Below are 17,674 nucleotides of genomic sequence, written 5' to 3' on the forward strand. Positions count from 1 at the left end.
CAAGGAGCAACACAGTGTCGACGTCCATCAACAGGGTCAACGAACTGCCCGTGCGACATACCGCGCGGACCACCAGCGGCGCTCACGCCAGCAGCAACGCGGCGTCGGCTGCCGGTGCGGCAAGCGCGTCCAATCTGCATGGCACGCCCATTATCGACGTGCGCGCCGCTCACAAGATTTATCCGGGCGAGGCGTCCGGCGTAGCCCACGCATTGAGGGGCGTGTCGGTGTCGATCAACGACAACGAGTTCTTCACGCTGCTGGGGCCGTCCGGTTGTGGCAAGACGACGTTGTTGCGCCTCCTTGCCGGGTTCGAGCAACCTTCGTCGGGCGAAATCCTGCTGGCCGGTGAACCTGTTCACGCGTTGCCGCCGTATCGCCGCCCGATCAACACGGTGTTTCAGCACTACGCACTGTTTCCGAACATGACGGTGGCGCAGAACATCGCGTTCGGCCTGCGCATGCTCAAGCGCAGCCCGGCTGAGGTCAAGCAGCGCGTGGCCGACATGCTGGCGCTCGTCAAGATGGAAAAGTTCGCCGATCGGCGCGCCAACCAGCTTTCGGGCGGACAACAGCAACGCATCGCGCTGGCCCGGGCGCTCGCGCCGCAGCCGCGCGTGCTGCTGCTCGACGAACCGCTGTCCGCACTCGATCTGAAGTTACGCCAGGCGATGCGGCTCGAACTTAAGAGCTTGCAGGAAAAGACCGGCATCACGTTTGTTTTTGTCACGCACGATCAGGAAGAGGCGTTGGCGATGAGCGATCGTATTGCGGTGATGTCAGAAGGCCTCGTACAACAGATTGGTACACCTGAAGACATCTATGACCGTCCCGCCACCCGTTTCGTCGCCGACTTCATCGGCGAAAACAACATGCTCTCCGGCCGTATTGCGGAACGCGGCGCCGGGTTTGTGCGGGTCGTGGTGCCGGAGGTTGGCGACTTCGTCACGGACCAGCAGGACGGTTACGCAGTAGGCGATGCGGTCACGGTGGCGATCCGGCCCGAGCGGCTTTCGTTCGCCACGGGATCGGTATCGGTCGGTCCGCGTATCAAAGGTGAGATTGCCACGACGGTTTATCTCGGCACCGACACGGCGTGTCACGTGCGGCTCGGCAACGGGCAGCGCATCGTGGTTCGCGATATGACTGCCGGCCGCGCCGCGCATCGTCCGCAAGTCGGCCAGCCGGTCTGGCTCGACGTCGCCGTGAACGCCGTCAACCTGCTGAGGGACTGAGATGCTGCAACCCGACCTTCCCCAATCGATCCCGCTGATTGCCGAGCCGGGACCGCTGGAGCGCCGTGAACGGCGCTTGCAACTCGCCAGCTTGCTGCCGGCGCCGCTGATGATCGCGCTGTTTCTCGTCGCGCCGCTACTGCTGGTGGTCGCCTATTCGTTCATGGAGGCGAACGGCTACGGCGGCGTGCTGCACAAATTCAGCCTCGACGCGTACGTCCAGTTGCTGTTCGAGCGCAATCTCGACGATAGCCTGAGCTTCACCGACGCGTATCTGATGATCGCATTGCGTTCGATTTCGGTTGCCGGCATGACGACGCTGATCACCATGCTGATCGGATTTCCGGTCGCGGTGTATATCGCGTTGCAGCCCGCTGCCCGGCGTAACCGGCTGATTCTGTGGATCACCATTCCGTTCTGGACCAACCTGTTGGTGCGCACCTATGCGTGGATCCTGCTGCTGCGTGACACGGGCGTAGTCAACGGCGTGCTGCAGGCGCTCGGGATCATTCACCATCCGATGAGCATGCTCTACACCGATGGCGCGGTGCTGGTGGGCCTTGTCTATACCTACGCGCCGTTCATGGTGCTGCCGATCTACTCGAGCGTCGAGAAGATGGACATTCGCCTGATCGAGGCCGCGCACGACCTGTACGCGTCGAAAACCCAGGCATTGCTGCGTGTCGTGTTGCCGGCGGCGGCACCGGGCATCATCGCAGGCTGCATGCTGACGTTCATTCCCTGCCTTGGCGCGATGATCGCCCCCGAACTGCTAGGCGGCGGCAAGAAGCTGATGCTCGGCAATCTCATCTACCGGCAGTTCACCGAGGCGCGCGATTGGCCGTTCGGTTCGGTGTTCGCCGTGGTGCTGCTGATCGCCATCGTCACGGCCGCCGCGCTGATTACGCTAGTTCGGTCCAGTCTTACCGCATCTCGTGCACGGAGGCCGCAATGAGTTTCCTTCGACGGCCAGCCGTATTCAGCGCCAACCATTTCAGCGGCTTTGGCGCGATTACCGGGGCGTTTTACCTGTACCTGTATGCGCCGATCGTCGCGCTCGTGGTCCTGTCGTTCAACGGCAGCACGTCGGCCACCGTCTGGAAGTCGTTCAGCCTGCAATGGTATGAGGTGGTGTTCCAGAATGCGGCGTTGCGCGATGCGGCCCAGAACAGCGTTGTGATCGCGCTGACATCGGCGTCGTTCTCGACGGTGCTCGCGACGTTTGCCGCGCTTGCCATCGCGCGCCGGCAGCGCACGCGCACCACCGCGATGTCCGAGCGGCTCATCATGCTGCCGCTCGTCCTGCCGGAGATCGTTGTCGGCGTGGCGACATTGGGATTCTTTAGCGCGATCGGACTCTCGCTCGGCGCGGGCAACCTGATCATCGCGCATACGGTGTTTTGCATTCCCTTCGCCTACCTGCCGATCCGCGCGCGTCTTCAAGGGATGGATACACGCCTCGAACAGGCGGCGATGGATCTCTACGCCCGCGAGTGGGCCACCTTGCGCTATGTGACGCTGCCGCTGTTGATGCCGGGCATCGTCTCGGGTCTGATGCTGGCCTTCGTCGTCTCGCTGGATAACTTCATCATTTCAGTGCTTGTCGCGCAAGCCGGTTCAACGACCTTGCCGATTTTCATTTTCAGCCTGATGCGCATGGGCGTCACACCCGACGTCAACGCCGCATCGACCATTATTCTCGTGATTTCGGTGGCATTGGTCGTTGCCGCACACATGATCGGCAAGGGCGGTCATAAGCGTTCGTAGTCCTCTACACACTTTACACACGTCAAGACATCACATCCAACGGAGAAGTCATGAAGAAATTCCTGAGCACAGCCGGCGTCGTTCTCGCGTGCGTTGCCCCGTCGATAGCTGCCCATGCAGCAGGCACCCTGAATCTGTATATCTGGTCCGGCTATATCGCGCCGGATCTGATTACCCAGTTCCAGCAGCAGACCGGCATCAAGGTCAACATCGACAACTACGATTCCGAAGAGACGCTGCTGGCGAAGCTCAAGCAGGGTGGGGCAGGCTATGACATCGCCGTGACCAACCAGGCGATGATCCCGGTGTTCGTGCGCGAGGGCCTGATCGACAAAATCGATGCAGCAAACATCCCAGGCTACAACGGCATCACCGCACGTTTTCGCAAGCCGCAATGGGATCCGACCGGCGAATACTCGGTTCCTTATCTGTGGGGCACGATGAACTTTGCCGTCGACACCAGCGTATATAGCGGCGACATCAACACGCTGAAATTGCTCTTCAATCCGCCGGCGCCGCTGCAAGGCAAGATCAATATGTTCGACTCGGCGGACGATGCCATCTCTCTGGCGGCGATCGAGGCGGGCGTGCCGGCGTGCGGCGAAGATCCGAAACAGATGCAGAAAGTGCTGGACGTGCTCAAGCAACAGAAGCCGTTCGTGAAGACGTATAGCTCCAAGGCCGGCGCGATTCGCGAATCGATGGTCTCCGGCGAAATTGCGATGTCGGCGATCTGGAGCGGCACGGCGCAGCGTGCGTCCGATCTCAAACACTCGATCCGCTATGCGTACCCGAAGGAAGGTTCGCTTGCATGGGTCGACAACATCGTGGTGCCGAAGGGCGCGCCCGATATCGACAATGCGAAGAAGTTCATCGCGTTCCTGCTCACGCCGAAGGCGGCGGCGACAAATACGAACTTCCTGAAGTACCAGAACGCAGTCGACGGCTCCGATGCATTTGTCGCCGACGACGTGAAGCGCGCCCCGGAACTGACGCCGCCGGCAGGCACCAAGCTGGTGTTCAAACAGACCTGCTCGACTGCGGCGATCCGCTTGCACGACCGGGTCTGGACGGACCTCCTCAAGTAAGGCATCGGACCTTATCAACCACACAGCACAACACAACATGGCATTGGCTCCGTGCGCGCTGTCGCGCGAAGCCCGCCAGCATGCACGCTGTCCGGAAGCAGCGGTGCCCGTTAGCGGCGCCTCGCTCTCTTTGCGAATTTTATGGAGTAAGTGATCAACTATGACCGTCGATTCCGCCCTTCTCGAACGATCTGCCTGCGAGGTGGTCGACATGCTGCGTCGCGAAGCAGTCAGTCCGCACGATCTGCTCGACACCCTGGCCGCGCGGGTGGACCGTGTCGAACCGCATGTCAACGCATTGCCGACGCTGTGCTGGGAGCGCGCGCATGAGCATGCCGAGGCACTGCTGCGCAAGCCGGTCGCCGAGCGCGGGGTGCTATGCGGATTGCCTGTGCCGATCAAGGATCTCGCTGCTGTTGAAGGGGTGCGCACGACGTACGGCTCGCGGGTGTACGAGGACTTCGTGCCAACTACGACAGACGTGACACCCGCGCATCTCGAAGCGAACGGCGCCATCATCTATGCGAAATCCAACTCGCCGGAATTCGGTGCGGGTGGCCACACGTACAACGATGTCCTGGGATTGACACGTAATCCGTGGAATCTGTCGCGCTCGGCCGGCGGTTCTTCTGGCGGCGCTGCGGCTGCGCTGGCCTCGGGCACCGCCTGGGTCGCGCACGGCTCGGATCTGGCTGGCTCGCTGCGCACGCCGGCCGCATTTTGCGGCGTCGTCGGGTTACGGCCGACTCCCGGCCGCGTGGCGTCCGGGCCGTCACGCGATCCGTTCGACACACTGGCGGTCGAGGGGCCGATGGCGCGCAACGTGGCGGACGCCGCCCTGCTGCTCGACGCGATGTGCGGTACCGATCGTCGTGCGCCGCTTTCGTTGTCGAATCCGGCTACGCCGTTTCTCGATCATGCGCTTCGCCCCCGCAAGCCTGCACGGGTGGCGTATAGCCCAGGACTTGGCATCGCCGAGGCGGAGCCCGAAATCCGTGCGATTTGTGCCGGCGTGATGGACCGCCTCGCTCAAGCCGGCATCGCTGTTGATCAGCCGCCGGTTGACCTGTCGTCGGGCGGCCGTGCATTTCATGTGCTGCGCGGCGTATCCTACGCGACCGGTCTGGCCGATGTGCTGGCCGAACATCGCGGTTTACTCAACGCCAATGTGATCGGAAACATCGAGTATGGTCTGTCGCTCGATGGTCCGTCGATTGCCGAAGCGCTCCGCACGCGCGGCGCATTGTTCCACGAGATGAGCGCCTTGCTCGACGAATACGAGGTCGTGATTTGCCCGACCTCGATCGTTCCGGCCTTTCCCGTCGAGCAGACCTACGTGAAGCGTGCAGCGGGGCGGCAGTTCAGCACGTACATCGACTGGCTCTCGATCACCTATGGACTGACTTTGCTGGGCCTGCCGGTGATCGCGATTCCCTGCGGCATGACCCGTGATGGCCTGCCGGTGGGGATCCAGATTGCAGGCCGGCCACGCGGCGAAGCGGCGTTGTTGTCGGTCGCGTCGGCGATTGAAGCGATCATTGGCAAGTGGGCCACCCACGAGCGCGAACTCGATTCGCTGATGCTTACCCACGCCTGATCATTCGGGGAACGGGAGAACGACATGGCGTTCGAAAGTGCACATTGGCACATGGCGCGATGATCGGGTCGAGGTTCGGCTATTAGCTGGAGTTAGAAAGGAGCGGGAGCGCGCCTTCGGCGACGATGAGCCGCTCTCACGCGTTGCCATACTTTCACGTTCATCCATTTCATGTAATTAGGAATGCGTAATTATAGTGAAAGTTTCTAGAACTTGATCTTGATGAACCGGTATGAGCTGCGATGCCGGCGACGTGCGTAAGTTCGTTGAATCGCGCTCCCTGGCCGTACACAAAAAGAAGAAGTCGCAAATGAGATCCGCCCGGTTATGCGATATCGGGGTGGATCAGGTGAAACTTTGGAGATCGATATGAAAAAGACGCTTCTTGCAGTAGGTGTGGTGTGTGCATTTTCCGGCGTGGCGCATGCGCAAAGCAGTGTGACGCTATTTGGCCTGATCGACGAAGGTCTGGACTATACGAACAATGTCGGCGGCAAGAATCTCTACGCGCTGTCGAGCGGCGATGCGCAGGGTAGCCGGTGGGGCCTGAAAGGCGTGGAAGACCTGGGTGGTGGCCTGAAGGCGGTGTTCAAGCTGGAATCGGGTTTCGACGTGAACACCGGCAAGCTGGCTCAAGAGGGTGCAGGGTTCGGCCGCCAGGCTTATGTCGGTATGTCCAGCGCGACGCTCGGCACGGTGACCGTCGGTCGTCAATATGATTCTGTTGTCGATTATATGGCGCCGATGACGGCCAACGGCAACTGGGGCGGCGGGATGTTCTCGCACCCCTACGATAACGACAACACTGACAATACCTTCCGTCTCAACAATGCGGTCAAGTACACGAGTGTCGACTACAGCGGCTTCTCGTTTGGGGGCGCGTATGCTTTCAGCAACTCGACCCATTTCGCAGCCAACCGGGCGATCAGCGTCGGCACACAGTACAGCAATGGCCCGGTGAGTCTCGCCGCCGCCTATATGAACGTCGATAGTCCCAATGCGGGCACAGCGGGTGCCGTGGCCATTGGCTCCAATGGTAACCCCGACGGCAGTTGGACCGCCAATCGTCAACGCGTCTTCGGTGCGGGCATCGCATACACAATCGCCTCCGCAACTGTGGGCTTCGCGTACACCAACACAAACCTGTCCCAGCCGACGGCGACCCAATACGCGAACCTCGCCGCAAGCCCGACACTCGGTGCCGCATCGTCGCTCAAGTTCGACAACTATGAGGTGAATGCCAAGTACCAGTTCACGCCGGCGTTCTATGTCGGCGGTATGTACACCTACACGCAGGCGACGTTCGACGGTACGTCGGGGGGCAGCGTCAAAGCCAAGTATCACCAGTTTGGCTTGATGGCCGACTATAACGTTTCGAAGCGGACCGACGTCTATGCGCAGGGGGCGTACGTCAAGGTTGCGAGCGATGCAGGCATAAGCGGTACGGGACTTGAATTCGCCGCAAATCCGGACGCTGCTGGCCCTTCATCGACCAGCAAGCAATTCATGGCTCGTATTGGCATACGTCATAAGTTTTGAGCGAGCCAGGAGACTGGCAGGGAGTAGCGGGTGGTGTGCGATGCAAAGCCGGCACGATCTGGTCAAGCTCGCCGCGGCGTTGTGGAGCAGGGCCCCCTAAGCGCCGTTGGTGCGATTTTGCAACGTGCAGGGCATGAATAGGAAGATTTCAGAGGACCGCTGGTCGGCCTTATGCGAAGCTTTTCATAAGGCCGACCTCGAGACGCTCGGCCTGGACGGTATTGAACATAACCGCTCACAGAAACCGTCGGCTGACGGCCGCTACCTCGGTCGGTGACCCGTCTACGACGACGGAAGTTTTATGGTTGAAAACTGCCAATATCGGAAGTCATTTGATTAAGGTCTGCCCGCCCCGTTCGCTCCCGTTCGCTCGTCTGTCCGATGGCGTGTGTTTGGGCTAGTGAAAAACCTTTGGCATCCGAAACGCTTCGCTGGCAACGCGCGGGGGCGTCGCACCGGACCGCTGATCAGGCCCGTTCGACCGCTAGCCGCGTCCGGTTAGCCTCGACGTAATCGATCAGCAACGTGTGAAACAACTCGGCTGCCGGTGACAGCGCCCGGTGTTTAAGCCGGAACGTGCAGACGCGCCGCATGATCGCTGGCTTGCCGAGCGGCCGGAACTCGATGCCAGACACATTCATCAGATGCCGCGAATTGGCCGGCAGCAGCGAAATCCCCATGCCGTTCGACACGAGCGCAAAGACCGTGGACGGGAAAGACACTTCATAGGCCACGTTGAGCCGGACGTCTTGCGTGGAAAGGTGCGCGTCGAGGTCGCGGCGGATCGGACTGCCGGGCGACAGGGCAATGAAAGGCCACTCGGCCAGGGCGGACCACGTCACCACACGCTTGCGTGCGAGCACATGATGCTCGGGAAGGAGCGCCACGAACGTGTCCCTGAAGAGGTCGGTTTCCGTGACTTCCGACTGCGCTTCCCGAAACGTACCGATGCCTATGTCCGCATCCTCTGCGATCAACGCATTCCGGATGTTTTCTTCTGCCGTATCCCGCAGCACGACATGCACGCCGGGATAACTTGCCTGAAATTCGCGCATGAACGGCACCAGCAGTGTGACGCTCAGGACCGACGCGCTCGCCACGGTCACGCGGCCCCGCTTGTAGGTGACCTGTTCGCGTGAATTCTGCACGGCCATATCGATGTCCTGCAACACGCGCCGCGCACTGGCAAGAAACTCCTTGCCAATGTCGGTCACGCGAACCATGCGCGTGTGCCGGTCGAGCAGCTTCACGCCGAGTTCGCCTTCCAGATCCTTGATCAGCATGCTCAACGCCGACGGCGAGAGATGAAGCTGCTCGGCGGCGAGTGCGAATCGGCTGCACTCGGCGACCGCGACAAACGCACGTAATTGACGGAAAGTGAGATTCATCAGAGTTTCTCAATAATTGTTCAATTTATATCGATTTTATTGCATAAATTGAGGCCCTTAAATACGTATCAACGAAGCTCAGTTGATGCGGAGAGGGTGATGAACGCAGGGAATACGTTCGAGGTTGAAGTGCGTGGTATCCGCCGGGAAGCCGAGACGGTGCGCTCGTTCGAGCTTTGGCCTTTAGGCGCGGAATCCGCTGAGTCCGCTGAGTCCGGTGAGGCATATGAACTCCCGCCGTTCGAACCGGGCGCGCATCTCGACGTACATGTGCCGGGCGATCTCGTGCGGCAATATTCGCTGACGAATCCGCACGAGCGCCATCGTTATGTGATCGGCGTGAATCGCGATCCCGCAAGCCGGGGCGGGTCGATCAGGATGCACGACGCCGTGACGGTCGGCAGCCGTTTGACCGTCAGCGCGCCCCGCAATCACTTTCCACTGAACGAAGCCGCCGTTCATTCGGTGCTGGTGGCCGGCGGCATCGGCATCACGCCATTGCTGGCGATGGTCAGGCGCCTGTGCGAACTCGGACGCAGCTGGGATCTCTACTACTGCGCCCGTACTGAAAGCCGTGCCGCCTTCCTGCGCGAGTTGCGCGAGCTGGCCGATACCTGTCCGGACGGCGCACTCCACTGCGTGTTCGACGGCGTGCCCGGCACGGCGCCGCTCGATATTCGAGCTGTGCTCGCGAAGCACGGCGCGCAGGCAGATTTCTATTGCTGCGGCCCAACGCCGTTGATGGACGCATTCACGGCCGCCCTAGCCGACGTACCACCAGAAAGAGTTCACCTCGAATACTTCAAGGCGCCGGAAATCAGCACGCCCGCAAACAGTCAGGCCTTCACGGTCACGCTCGCACGCCAGCAAAAAAGCTTTGTGATCGAGCCTGACCGCTCGATTCTCCACGTATTGCAGGAACACGGCGTGGCCGTGATGTGCTCGTGCCGCGAAGGCGTATGCGGCACCTGCGAGACCGCCGTGCTTGCCGGCGAACCCGATCACCGGGACAGGGTGCTCAGTCCCGAAGAAAGGGCGGCAAACCGCACGATGATGATTTGCGTATCGCGCTGCAAGGGCGACGCGCTAACCCTCGATATCTGAAACCGACACACCAGGAGGAAAGTATCCCCATGTCCGACTCACTCAGAAACAAGACGATCATCGTCACCGGCGCAGGCGGCAACATCGGCCGCGCTTACTGTGACGAACTGAACCGCATCGGCGCCAATGTCGTGCTGGCGGATCTGGCGGACCTGTCCGGGCTCGCCAGGGAATATGGCGCCGCAGGGGGCTCCGCTGTCGCGGTCAAGGTCGATGTAGCCGATCCCGATTCCATCGAAGCGATGGCGGCAACTGCGTTCGAGCGTTTCGGCGCGATTCACGGCATCGTCAATAACGCCGGGTTTTTCAAGGGCTGCACGTTCGGTTCATTCATGGACATTCCGCTGGACGAATGGGACCGTTGCTACCAGATCAATGTGCGCGGCGTGTGGCTGTGCTGTCGCGCGGTGGTGCCGTACATGAAACAAGGGGGCGGCGGAAAGATCGTGAATGTGTCGTCGAATACCCCGTACAAGGGCGTGCCCAATTTCCTGCATTACGTGTCGTCGAAGGCGGCCATCATCGGCCTGACCCGCGCGCTCGCGCGTGAGGTGGGTGAATTCAACATACAGGTCAATACCCTGTGTCCAGACCTGATTCCCGATCCGGACATCGTTGCCAAACAAGGCACCGCGGCAGACGAAAAAACGATCGCGCAACGCTGCCTGAAGCGCACGCAGACCCCGGAAGACATGGTGGGTTCGGCGCTCTATCTGCTAGGCAGTGGATCCGATTTCGTCACGGGACAAAGCTTGCTGGTCAACGGCGGCGCGTACTTCCAGTAACCCTCGACAGGAGCCCATCATGACAAGTCTTGCCGACATCCCCGTCTCTGTCGAATCTACGTCAGGCGTGAGAGCCGGGCCGCCGCTTTATCAGGCGTTGCGCAAATACTGGCACCCGGTCGCTTATGCGGGCGACGTGCTGGACAAACCCGTCGGCGTGACGCTGCTCGGTGAATCCGTGGTCGTCGCCCGTCTGAACGGCGAGGTGAAGGCGATGCATGGCCGGTGCCCGCACAAGGGCACATCACTCGCATTGGGCGAGATCGTCAACGATACGATCGAATGCCCCTATCACGGCTGGCGCTTCAGCGAGGGCGGCAAGTGCGTGCGAATTCCCGCTCGCGAGGAAATGACGGGCGTGATCAATGCGTCGGTCGCGTGCTATCACGCGGCCGAGCATGCCGGATTGATCTGGGTTGCACTCGAAACGCCAGTCATGCCATTGCCCGACTTCCCGGAACTCAATGATCCGGAATATCGCGTGTTGCGCGGCTCCGCGTATGACTGGGCAACGAGTACGCCGCGTCGTCTGGAGAATTTCGTCGATTTCGGCCACTTCGCTTATGTGCATGACGGCACCATCGGCAGTCGCGACAACCCACGCGTCGAGCCGGTCAAGGTCTGGCGCGACGGGCACGTACTGCGCTTTGATCGCAGTGGCGTGAAGGAACCCGGTGTCGGGCTCAAGAAACAACTGCTCGGCATCACTGACGAGTGGATCGAACCGGTCAATGAGTATCACGTGACCATGCCACATACGGTCCATCTGAAGCGTACCTTTCCGAACGGCAAGCGCTACGTGCTGTTCATGGCTGCATCCCCGATCGATGAGACGCATACCCGCAGTTTCTGGTGGCAGGCGCGCGACTTCGGCACCGATCCAACCTATGACCGGTTCTTCATGGATTTCGAAGCCGAGGTGCTGGATCAGGACAAACCGATCATCGAGTCGCAGCGGCCCGTCTGGTTCAGCTTTTCAGACGGGAACCCCAATGAACGCGAGACGCCTGTGCGTGGCGCGGATGTGGTCACCGTCGAATATCGGCGCTGGTTATTCGATATCCTGAACGAAGCTGGGCTGTCGTGAGGGCCGCCGCGAGCGGTGCGGTGCGCGAACTGTTTGTGCCGGCCAGCACGGGCGCACTGCATGCGCTCGAATTCGGCAGCGACACTGGCGAGTATCCGCCGCTGATCTGCCTTCACGGGGTGACCGGCAGCGCCTGGCTTTGGCACGACGTGGCGCAGGAGCTGGGCAAAACGCGGCGTGTGATCGCACTTGACCTGCGAGGTCATGGCGAAAGCTACTGGCCAGAATCGCACGCGTACCTGACCGATGACCACATCGACGATCTCGAGACACTGGTGCAGTCGCTCGATCTGCAGCTGTTCGATCTGGCGGGTTTGTCGTGGGGTGCGCTAATTGCGATCGGATACATCGCGCGAGCGCCAGCTGGCTGTGCTTGACGTCGAGCCGAATTTCGAACGCGGAGAAAAGGAGGTCGACGCACGCCCCATGTTTTTTCAGCACCGCATCTCGGCGCTGAACTATGAGCGCAAGGCCAATCCCATGGCGTCCGATACTTTGCTCGACATGTACGCCTTCCGTTCGATTCGGCCGGTCGTCGGTGGCTGGGAGCGCAAGCACGATCCGTTCTTTTTCAGTTGCTGGCCGTTCCGGCGCGACAACTACTGGAATGCGTTGCGCGAGATCGATCGCCCCATGCTCTTCGTCCATGGCGAGCGCAGCTTTGTACGTGGCGCGGTGATGCGACAGATGGCCACGTCAGCCAGACGCGGCAAGTTTGTCGAAATCGCCGGCAGTGGGCATCTGGTTCCGCTCGAAAGACCCATGGAACTGACCGACGCGCTGAAGCAGTTCTTCATCACAGCGGGCAGCATCACAGCAGACACCGACTGCGCAGACCAGGTATCTGCACGGCGGTCATCGTAATCAGGAGGCGTTATGTCGACAAGGAGGCGTTATGTCCGGTCAAGTTGAACCCGTAGACGAGATCATGCCGTGGCACCGGCTCATTTTCCTGGCGTTGCAGCATGTGCTGGTGCTGTACGCCGGGGCTGTTGTGCCGCCGTTAATTGTCGGCGGCGCGATGAAACTCACGCCCGATCAGATGGCGCTGCTGATCAACGCCGACCTGTTTGCGGGAGGTGTCATCACGCTGGTACAAACGCTGGGGCTGTGGAAGCTCGGTGCGCGCCTGCCGGTGATGATGGGGGTGTCGTTTGTATCGGTGGGTCCGATGATAGCGATGGCGGCCAACCCGAACATCGGCATTACTGGTATCTACGGCTCGGTGATGGCCGGTGGGTTGTTCGCGATGGCGCTCGCACCGGTAATGACCCGTTTGCTGCGCTACTTCCCCCCGGTCGTCAGTGGTTCGATCATCCTGCTGCTCGGCATTTCCATCGTGCCGATCGGGATCAACTGGGCCGGCGGCGGGGTTGGCTCAACGAACTTTGGCGATCCCATCAATCTGCTGATCTGCTTTGGCGTACTCGCACTGATTGTGTCGTTGCAGCGTTTCGGCAGAGGGATCGTGCGCAACATTGCCGTACTGGTCGGCATCGGTGTTGGGTTTGTCGTATGCGCTGCATTAGGCAAAGTATCGTTCGATTCGGTGGCGCACGCGCCGTGGGTCGGTCTCGTGATGCCGCTCCAGTTCGGCTTGCACACCTTCTACTTCGGCGCGGTTCTGAGCATGTGCATCGTCATGACGGTCGTGCTGGTTGAATCGACGGGCATGTTCCTGGCAGTGGGGGATATCGTCGGCCGTCCAATGACACCCCGTCTGATGACTCGGGCGCTGATGGCCGACGGTGCGGGCGCGGTATTCGGTGGCATCTTCAATACGTTTCCCTACACGTCGTTCACACAGAACATCGGCCTGCTGACAATCACAGGTGTGAAGAGCCGCTATGTGTGCGCGGTCGGCGGCGCGCTCATGGTGGGACTCGGGCTGCTGCCGAAGCTGGCGCACGTCATCGCGTCGCTCCCCATGTACGTGCTCGGCGGCGCCGGCATCGTGATGTTCGGGCTCGTAATCGCGGCAGGTGTGCGGATGCTGTCTACCGTCGATTTCACCGGCAACCGCAATAACCAGCTCTTCGTCGCGATCAGTGGTGCGATGGCCATGGTGCCGCTGGTCGCGCCGACGATGTTCAACCACTTCCCGCAATGGCTCGCGCCGATTACACACAGCGGCATCCTGCTCGGTTCGGTATCGGCCTTCGTTCTGAATCTCTATCTGAACGGAGCGGATTCGCGCGAAAACGCGGCAGTGTCTGCCCGCCACACAGCGATTGCGAATGGCATGGAAGGCTGATTGTCAACGCGACTCATCGACAACCGGATGGCCGAACGGATGGAAACACGGCACTCACTTTTTCGATGCGCAGTTGACGATGTCGAGTCGGCAGGATCCGGCTGTCGCCAACGAGCTGCCTACGGGCTTAAGATATGGCGTCGTATCCATGTAGTCTACTTATCGAAAACCGGGTGCGACGCAGTGCATTTTCCCCCGGTATCGAGCCCGGAAACCCCGTTTTGAAGCGAGGTAATTATGAGTCTTCTATGCGACGCGTCGCGCGCGATGCTTATCATTATTGACCTGCAAAAGAAGCTGATGCCTGTCATTTCCGAGGGCAACGAGATTGTGAAGCGGGCATTGTTTCTGGCGCAGATGGCGAAGCTTCTTGACGTTCCCATCGTTGGAACAGAGCAGCAGCCACTACGCCTCGGTGGCACGGTGCCTGAAATAGGACAGATGTTTAGCAGGCGGTTCGAAAAAGATCATTTCGACGCTACTGCTGAACCAGGTTTTGCGGACTGTCTGGAGCCAGGTCGGGACGATCTGATTGTCCTGGGTTGTGAAGCGCACGTTTGTGTTTTGCAGACGGTCCTGGGACTGCGGGAAAGAAATCGGCGCGTGCGGCTCGTCGTCGATGCTATCGGGTCCCGGCAGAGTGCCAACAAAATTGTTGCGATAGATCGTGCGAAATCAGCGGGTGCGGAACTCGTGACATCGGAAATGGTTGCGTTTGAATGGTTGCGAACGAGTGAACATCCGAGGTTCAGGGAGGCGCTTAAGCTGATCAAGTAACAAGCAGGCAGGCCTGGTTGATGGTGGGGGCGAGCAGTCGTTTCGATTGCTGCGGTGCTGCTCGTTGCGCAAATACAGTCTATATGTCGTCCGCTATGAAGTTCGGCGCGAATGCTCCGTTAACACCTGAACTGGCCATCAAGACGCCATTGACAGGGGACTCTTCATGCACATCTGGCGGAAACTTTCCATTCAGAACAAGCTGATTCTGAGCATGACGAGCTGCTTGCTGGTCTTTGTCGGGATATCGAGCGGCTTGAGCATCTGGCTGATCGGCAACACCGTACGCGAGCGCATTGTGCAGGATGAACTGCCCACCGCGGTGAACGGTATTCGTGCCGATGTGCAGCGCCAGCTTGCCGGGCCGATCACTGCCTCGCGGACCATGGCGACTGATGCGTTTCTCCAGCAGTGGGAAGCCGACGGCGAACCCGCGTCCGGTATGAGTCACTGGATGCGGCTGGCGGCGGACATGAAGGCCCAGCAAAAAGCCGCTAGCGTGCAGTGGGTGTCCACGACGAGCGGCAACTACCTTACCGAGGCGGGCCTGCAGCGAAAGATCACTTCCGGGGATCGGTGGCTGGAAAATTTCCTCGCCTCCGGCAAGCCGTACGAAGTCAACATGGACCACGATGTGAGCCTGGGCGGCTACATGATGTTCATCAACGCACGTGTGGAGGGAGCAAATGGTCCGACGGGTATAGCTGGAATGTCGCTGTCCGTGGATACCCTGGCGAGAGGAATTGCGGGATACAAGATCGGCGAGACCGGCTTCGCCTACCTCGTGCATCCGGACGGTGCGATCATGATGCACCCCGACACCACGCTGGTTGACGGCAAGCATTTCCTGAAAGACCTGCCGGGCCTGCCCGGCGACGCCACGGGCAGGTTGCTGGCCGGCAAACCCTATGCCTGCATGACCTACGCGGCACCAGGTGGACAGCGCTACATCGCAACCTCGTTCATCCCGGAGCTGAATGCCTACGTCGTTGTCGAAGTGCCTCAGGCGGAACTGCTCGGACCGGTTGAGCACGCCATCCGAATGGCTGCGCTGATCGCGGCTGTCGTCGGTCTCGGCGTGGCGCTGATGGTGATTCTGCTGATAGGCCGTGCAATTGCTGCACCGGTCCGGCGCGCCGCGACGCTGCTCTCGGAAATCGCCAGTGGTCAGGGTGACCTCACCCGCCGCATGACGGTCGAGAGCGAGGACGAGATGGGCCACCTGGCGGACGCATTCAACCGCTTCGTGTCGTCGATGGCCACACTCGTGCTCAACGTGCGCGCGTCCTCGTCTTCGATCGCCACCGGCTCCACGCAGATCGCGATGGGCAACGCAGACCTGAGCCAGCGCACGGAAGAGCAGGCCAGCAACCTGGAGCGGACCGCGGCGTCGATGGAGGAAATTACCGCTGCCGTAAAGAACAATACTGACAGCGCCCGCAACGCGGCGCAGATGGCCAGCAGCGCCTCTGACGCCGCCGCGCAAGGCGGGCGCGTAGTTGGGGAGGTGGTGTCTACCATGGAGCAGATCAGTGAGGCGTCGAAAAAGATGTCCGAAATCGTCGTGCTCATCGACAGTATCGCCTTCCAGACCAACATCCTTGCGCTCAACGCGGCGGTCGAAGCAGCGCGCGCCGGCGAGCAGGGTCGCGGTTTCGCGGTAGTGGCCTCGGAAGTGCGCAACCTCGCTCAACGCAGCGCGCAGGCCGCCAAAGAGATTAAGGCGCTGATCGAGCGCAATGTCGGGACGGTGAATGCGGGTTCGCGCCTGGTTGTCGACGCCGGCAAGGTGATGGAAAACGTCGTCGCGCAGGTGCAAGGCGTTAGCACGATGATGAATGAGATCACCTCCGCAAGTGTCGAGCAAAGCGCCGGCATTGGCCAGATCGGTGACGCCGTACAGCAACTGGACAACGTCACACAGCAGAACGCGGCGCTGGTCGAGGAGAGCGCCGCAGCGGCGGAGAGCCTGAAGCAGCAGGCCGCGGAACTGGATCGATTGGTGGCGGTGTTCAAAATCGAGGGTTAGGGCGCAGCGCGAGTTTTTTCGCTGGGTGGAGAACTGGTGCAGCGGACCCCGCACGCACGAGTTCGTGCCGTGGCAATGGGGCGTCATCACCTGAAAACGCGATCCGCTCGACGGTGCTTGACGTACTGGTGCAAGGCCGGCGCAACAAGCATGCGGCCACGCCGCTCATCACCGCAATCAAAGCGGCCACTGTAACTCTACCGAAACTATGTCGTAACAAAACTAACTAGATCGTACAAATTGGTATAAACCCTGAATCGCAAAAGTCCATGCGACGGTCGGTGACACCAGAGGGCGCCGTTTACGAGCGCTCCCCACACGGTTGCGTAGGCTAAAAGTTCGTCCAGACGCTCCAGCTTCTTCTCCCTCTCGCTTCGCTGCAATCAAACGGCCACTCTAGTTCACCCGAAGCTTCTCCAATAAAAAACTAACTAGATCGTACAAATTCGTATAAACCCTGAAAGACATCAGAACGCGTTTGAACGACACTTCGGGCTGGATTTGAAAATCCAGGCGCCACCCAGTGCTCGCCCCTCTTCGCATTTGCACCGGCACGCGGAGCCGGCTAGCTCTGCACACCTTGGATTGCCGGGGCGATTAGTGCTGTTGGAAATAGAGAAAAGATTTTTACAGAGGAGCAGAAATGAAAAAGGCATTAGCAACCTCGGCCCTTGGGTTGGTCGCCCTCGGCGCGCACGCTCAAAGCAGCGTGACGTTGTACGGTATCGTCGATACGGGGATCGGCTATCAAAGCAGCCAGACGTCGCTCGGTTCGATGGCTGGCGGCCATTCGGTCGTCAAGATGATCAACGGCATCTGGGCAGGCAGCCGCTTCGGCCTGAAGGGCGCCGAGGATCTGGGCGGCGGCACGAAGGCGATTTTCCAGTTGGAAGAAGGCTTTAACAGTGCAACCGGCGCGCAGTCCGTCTCCGGTCTGGCGTTCAACCGGCAGGCTTATGTTGGCGTGGCTAATGCCACTTACGGCTCGTTCACCGCTGGCCGCCAGTACACGTCGTACTACTCA

At 60.4% G+C, this 17,674-nt stretch carries 17 protein-coding genes; 16 read left to right on the forward strand and 1 reads right to left on the reverse strand.

Going from position 1 to position 17,674, the window contains the following annotated elements:
* Window positions 1-14: 14 nt before the first annotated feature.
* The 7 genes from PQQ96_RS25720 (at window position 15) to PQQ96_RS25750 (ending at window position 7,503) form a co-directional block, all read left to right on the forward strand.
* Window positions 15-1,235, forward strand: a complete 1,221-nt coding sequence (locus PQQ96_RS25720; protein ID WP_408297905.1) for an ABC transporter ATP-binding protein — start codon at window positions 15-17, stop codon at window positions 1,233-1,235.
* Window position 1,236: 1 nt separating this feature from the next.
* A complete protein-coding gene (locus PQQ96_RS25725; protein ID WP_408297907.1) occupies window positions 1,237-2,190 on the forward strand; it encodes an ABC transporter permease in 954 nt (317 codons plus the stop codon).
* A complete protein-coding gene (locus PQQ96_RS25730; RefSeq protein ID WP_408297909.1) occupies window positions 2,187-3,002 on the forward strand; it encodes an ABC transporter permease in 816 nt (271 codons plus the stop codon). The genes PQQ96_RS25725 and PQQ96_RS25730 overlap by 4 nt, the downstream gene beginning before the upstream one ends.
* A 50-nt stretch (window positions 3,003-3,052) precedes the next feature.
* Entirely contained in the window at window positions 3,053-4,090 is a 1,038-nt protein-coding gene (locus tag PQQ96_RS25735; protein ID WP_408297911.1) for an extracellular solute-binding protein, read from the forward strand.
* A 160-nt stretch (window positions 4,091-4,250) separates the two neighbouring features.
* The gene (locus PQQ96_RS25740; protein ID WP_408297913.1) at window positions 4,251-5,687 is read left to right on the forward strand and encodes an amidase; all 1,437 of its coding nucleotides are present in this window, start codon (window positions 4,251-4,253) and stop codon (window positions 5,685-5,687) included.
* 369 nt (window positions 5,688-6,056) lie between these two features.
* On the forward strand, window positions 6,057-7,226 hold the full coding sequence (locus tag PQQ96_RS25745) for a porin (protein WP_408297914.1): 1,170 nt from the start codon (window positions 6,057-6,059) through the stop codon (window positions 7,224-7,226).
* Between the two features lie 133 nt (window positions 7,227-7,359).
* Window positions 7,360-7,503 (forward strand): hypothetical protein, encoded by a 144-nt coding sequence (locus PQQ96_RS25750; RefSeq protein ID WP_408297916.1) that lies wholly within the window; start codon window positions 7,360-7,362, stop codon window positions 7,501-7,503.
* 190 nt (window positions 7,504-7,693) lie between these two features.
* Here PQQ96_RS25750 and PQQ96_RS25755 read toward each other — a convergent pair whose 3' ends face one another.
* On the reverse strand, window positions 7,694-8,614 hold the full coding sequence (locus tag PQQ96_RS25755) for a LysR family transcriptional regulator (RefSeq protein ID WP_408297918.1): 921 nt from the start codon (window positions 8,612-8,614) through the stop codon (window positions 7,694-7,696).
* A gap of 99 nt (window positions 8,615-8,713) precedes the next feature.
* On the opposite strand from PQQ96_RS25755, the gene PQQ96_RS25760 reads away from it, so the two are divergent.
* From PQQ96_RS25760 to PQQ96_RS25800, 9 genes are all read left to right on the forward strand, one after another.
* A complete protein-coding gene (locus PQQ96_RS25760; protein WP_408297920.1) occupies window positions 8,714-9,718 on the forward strand; it encodes a PDR/VanB family oxidoreductase in 1,005 nt (334 codons plus the stop codon).
* Between the two features lie 29 nt (window positions 9,719-9,747).
* Complete coding sequence (locus PQQ96_RS25765) at window positions 9,748-10,503, forward strand: SDR family NAD(P)-dependent oxidoreductase (RefSeq protein WP_408297922.1); 756 nt, start codon at window positions 9,748-9,750, stop codon at window positions 10,501-10,503.
* A gap of 19 nt (window positions 10,504-10,522) precedes the next feature.
* Window positions 10,523-11,590 (forward strand): Rieske 2Fe-2S domain-containing protein, encoded by a 1,068-nt coding sequence (locus PQQ96_RS25770; RefSeq protein ID WP_408297924.1) that lies wholly within the window; start codon window positions 10,523-10,525, stop codon window positions 11,588-11,590.
* A 20-nt stretch (window positions 11,591-11,610) separates the two neighbouring features.
* A complete protein-coding gene (locus PQQ96_RS25775; protein ID WP_408297926.1) occupies window positions 11,611-11,967 on the forward strand; it encodes an alpha/beta fold hydrolase in 357 nt (118 codons plus the stop codon).
* Window positions 11,968-12,016: 49 nt separating this feature from the next.
* Entirely contained in the window at window positions 12,017-12,454 is a 438-nt protein-coding gene (locus tag PQQ96_RS25780) for an alpha/beta fold hydrolase (protein ID WP_408297928.1), read from the forward strand.
* 31 nt (window positions 12,455-12,485) lie between these two features.
* A complete protein-coding gene (locus PQQ96_RS25785; protein ID WP_408297930.1) occupies window positions 12,486-13,844 on the forward strand; it encodes a nucleobase:cation symporter-2 family protein in 1,359 nt (452 codons plus the stop codon).
* A 237-nt stretch (window positions 13,845-14,081) separates the two neighbouring features.
* Window positions 14,082-14,621: an isochorismatase family protein gene (locus tag PQQ96_RS25790; protein ID WP_408297932.1), complete on the forward strand. Its 540-nt coding sequence runs from the start codon at window positions 14,082-14,084 to the stop codon at window positions 14,619-14,621.
* A gap of 166 nt (window positions 14,622-14,787) precedes the next feature.
* Window positions 14,788-16,650 carry a methyl-accepting chemotaxis protein gene (locus PQQ96_RS25795; RefSeq protein WP_408297934.1) on the forward strand — a complete coding sequence of 621 codons (1,863 nt, stop codon included), beginning with the start codon at window positions 14,788-14,790 and terminating at the stop codon, window positions 16,648-16,650.
* Between the two features lie 643 nt (window positions 16,651-17,293).
* A partial coding sequence (locus tag PQQ96_RS25800; protein WP_408297936.1) for a porin occupies window positions 17,294-17,674 on the forward strand: 381 nt, incomplete at its 3' end.

This window comes from Paraburkholderia sediminicola (assembly GCF_046027825.1).
Classification (GTDB): Bacteria; Pseudomonadota; Gammaproteobacteria; order Burkholderiales; family Burkholderiaceae; genus Paraburkholderia; species Paraburkholderia sediminicola_D.

Bases quoted from the DNA above. Each gene is read 5' to 3' on its own strand.
- PQQ96_RS25725 (WP_408297907.1), top strand. From the start codon at position 1,237: ATGCTGCAACCCGACCTTCCCCAATCGATCCCGCTGATTGCCGAGCCG.
- PQQ96_RS25730 (WP_408297909.1), top strand. From the start codon at position 2,187: ATGAGTTTCCTTCGACGGCCAGCCGTATTCAGCGCCAACCATTTCAGC.
- PQQ96_RS25735 (WP_408297911.1), top strand. From the start codon at position 3,053: ATGAAGAAATTCCTGAGCACAGCCGGCGTCGTTCTCGCGTGCGTTGCC.
- PQQ96_RS25740 (WP_408297913.1), top strand. From the start codon at position 4,251: ATGACCGTCGATTCCGCCCTTCTCGAACGATCTGCCTGCGAGGTGGTC.
- PQQ96_RS25745 (WP_408297914.1), top strand. From the start codon at position 6,057: ATGAAAAAGACGCTTCTTGCAGTAGGTGTGGTGTGTGCATTTTCCGGC.
- PQQ96_RS25750 (WP_408297916.1), top strand. From the start codon at position 7,360: ATGAATAGGAAGATTTCAGAGGACCGCTGGTCGGCCTTATGCGAAGCT.
- PQQ96_RS25755 (WP_408297918.1), bottom strand. From the start codon at position 8,614: ATGAATCTCACTTTCCGTCAATTACGTGCGTTTGTCGCGGTCGCCGAG.
- PQQ96_RS25760 (WP_408297920.1), top strand. From the start codon at position 8,714: ATGAACGCAGGGAATACGTTCGAGGTTGAAGTGCGTGGTATCCGCCGG.
- PQQ96_RS25765 (WP_408297922.1), top strand. From the start codon at position 9,748: ATGTCCGACTCACTCAGAAACAAGACGATCATCGTCACCGGCGCAGGC.
- PQQ96_RS25770 (WP_408297924.1), top strand. From the start codon at position 10,523: ATGACAAGTCTTGCCGACATCCCCGTCTCTGTCGAATCTACGTCAGGC.
- PQQ96_RS25780 (WP_408297928.1), top strand. From the start codon at position 12,017: ATGTTTTTTCAGCACCGCATCTCGGCGCTGAACTATGAGCGCAAGGCC.
- PQQ96_RS25785 (WP_408297930.1), top strand. From the start codon at position 12,486: ATGTCCGGTCAAGTTGAACCCGTAGACGAGATCATGCCGTGGCACCGG.
- PQQ96_RS25790 (WP_408297932.1), top strand. From the start codon at position 14,082: ATGAGTCTTCTATGCGACGCGTCGCGCGCGATGCTTATCATTATTGAC.
- PQQ96_RS25795 (WP_408297934.1), top strand. From the start codon at position 14,788: ATGCACATCTGGCGGAAACTTTCCATTCAGAACAAGCTGATTCTGAGC.